Annotated in this window: 4 protein-coding genes; 3 read left to right on the top strand and 1 reads right to left on the bottom strand. The window is 62.0% G+C overall.

All coding sequences use genetic code 11. The features are described 5' to 3' along the window. Both AC5ZG5_RS46060 and AC5ZG5_RS46055 read left to right on the top strand, forming a co-directional pair. Positions 1–159, top strand: a 159-nt coding sequence (locus AC5ZG5_RS46060; protein WP_496165561.1) for a carboxyl transferase domain-containing protein, incomplete at its 5' end; no start/stop codon positions are given. Positions 160–270: 111 nt separating this feature from the next. Then, entirely contained in the window at positions 271–585 is a 315-nt protein-coding gene (locus tag AC5ZG5_RS46055) for a hypothetical protein (RefSeq protein ID WP_456647235.1), read from the top strand. 14 nt (positions 586–599) lie between these two features. Here the strand turns inward: AC5ZG5_RS46055 and AC5ZG5_RS46050 are convergent, their stop codons facing one another. Next, on the bottom strand, positions 600–1,061 hold the full coding sequence (locus AC5ZG5_RS46050) for a VOC family protein (RefSeq protein WP_456647234.1): 462 nt from the start codon (positions 1,059–1,061) through the stop codon (positions 600–602). A gap of 388 nt (positions 1,062–1,449) precedes the next feature. Here AC5ZG5_RS46050 and AC5ZG5_RS46045 point away from each other — a divergent pair, with 388 nt between their 5' ends. Further along, entirely contained in the window at positions 1,450–1,623 is a 174-nt protein-coding gene (locus AC5ZG5_RS46045; protein ID WP_456647233.1) for a hypothetical protein, read from the top strand. Positions 1,624–1,817: the final 194 nt, after the last annotated feature.

Genomic DNA, 1,817 nt, shown 5'->3' with positions numbered 1-1,817 from the left:
GACCGCTTCCTCTCCCCCTTCATCGCCGCCGAGCGCGGCTACATCGACGACGTCATCATGCCGCATTCGACAAGGCGCCGGATCGCGCGGGCGCTGGCGATGCTCAAGGACAAGAAAGTCGAGATCCCCGTGAAGAAGCACGACAATCTGCCGTTGTGATGATGCCGTAGGGCGGATTAGCGTCAGCGTAATCCGCCATCTATGCTCGCGGTTATGTTGCGGTGGATTACGCTGATGCTAATCCGCCCTACAAAATGTACGGAGGATCACATGCCCACTGCGTTTTTCATCGTCCGTGCCACCGTCTCCGACCCCGCGAAACGCGCTGCCTTCGACGCCTGGTATTCGCGCGCGCATTTGCCGGATGCGCTGAAATCGTTCCGGGCGCAGAAGGCGTGGCGGCACTGGAGCGCGACCGATCCGTCGCAGCATCTGGCGACCTATCAGTTTGCCGACCAGGCCTCGCTAGAGCGTGCGGTTGGTGGCGAGGAGATGAAGCGGCTGATTGCCGACTTCAACCGCGATTGGCCTGACGTCACGCGGACGCGTGAGGTGCTGGTGTTGGCGGAGGAGATTGCGGCCTGATCGCCGCGTCGCGCCTACGCCGCCTTGCCCTGGTTCTTGAACATCTCCGCCGCGCGCTTCTTCAGTTCGTCGGGTGCGACGTCCTCGATGTGTGTGCCGAAGAACCAGCTATTGCCGGCGACATCCTTCACGCCCCCGGTGCGGTCGCCGTAGAATTGGTCCGCCGGCTCCATGATCGAGGTCGCGCCGGCCTCGATGGCGCAGCGGTAGGCGGTGTCGACGTCGGGCACGTAGAGATAGAGCATGGCGGGCATGGCCTTGGCGTGCTCGCAGGCATCGGCAATCATCACCATGGAATCGCCGATCCTGAGCGTCGCGTGCATGATCGTGCCATCGGGCCGCAGGGTCGGCTCGTGGTGCTTTCGGGCACCCAGCGCCTGCTCCAGGAAGCTGATGATCTTCTCGGCACCCTCCACGATAAGATAAGGCGTCACGGTGTGAAACCCGTCTGGAGTCGGTCGCGCCTTTGCCGCCATGGCGTTCTCCTTCGGAATTGGAGCTGACCCGGTTAACGCCGAGCGTCCATTTTGGTCGCATCGTGCCGGCAAAAAAAGATCGTGGCGAGTCCGCGGATGCAGAGGCGCGCGCGATTGCCGCGGCGCTTTTTGTCGCGCCCAGCGCACGCGCAAAGTTCAGCGGGCATTCATCTCACGGCGGCAACACTGTTCGAGCATCACATGCTGAGCAAGAAAAGGACAATGTTCATGGAACGCCGCCACTTTTTGAAGATTGCATTGGGCGCTGCCGCAGGTGTGGCAACCTTTGCTGCAACCGCGCAAGCCGCGCCGATGATGCCACTAAGCGAAGACGCGCGGCGGCCTTCCAGCCCGGATGCCCATCCTGCGGTTTCCACCGGCGATGAAGTTGAAAAGCTCAAGCCCGAACAGGTGCAATGGCATGGCGGTCACGGGCATCGCGGTCATGGGCATGGAGGTCATGGACATCGTCGCCACTGGCATCCTCACCGGGGCTGGCGCCATCGCCATCGCCACTGGCACCGTCGGCACTGGCGTCGCTGGTGAGGCCAATCTAGTCTAGCAGGCCCACTAATCGAAAAAGGGCAGGGACCGCGAGCCGCAGTCCCTGCCCACTGTTGTTTGGCCACTAAAGTTTAGCGCGCTCTGCTCGGCCATCTGATTGGCCGAGCTTTGTTCGACTAGGTCGCGTGGACAGTTATCTTAGCCAGAGCAGAGTTGCGGCGATAGCGACGACAGCGAAGTAATTTCGTGCGG

The sequence above is a fragment of the Bradyrhizobium sp. Ses1 genome, assembly GCF_059512365.1.
Note: the sequence above shows the minus strand (reverse complement) of the source record. Positions and strands in the feature narration are given on the sequence as shown.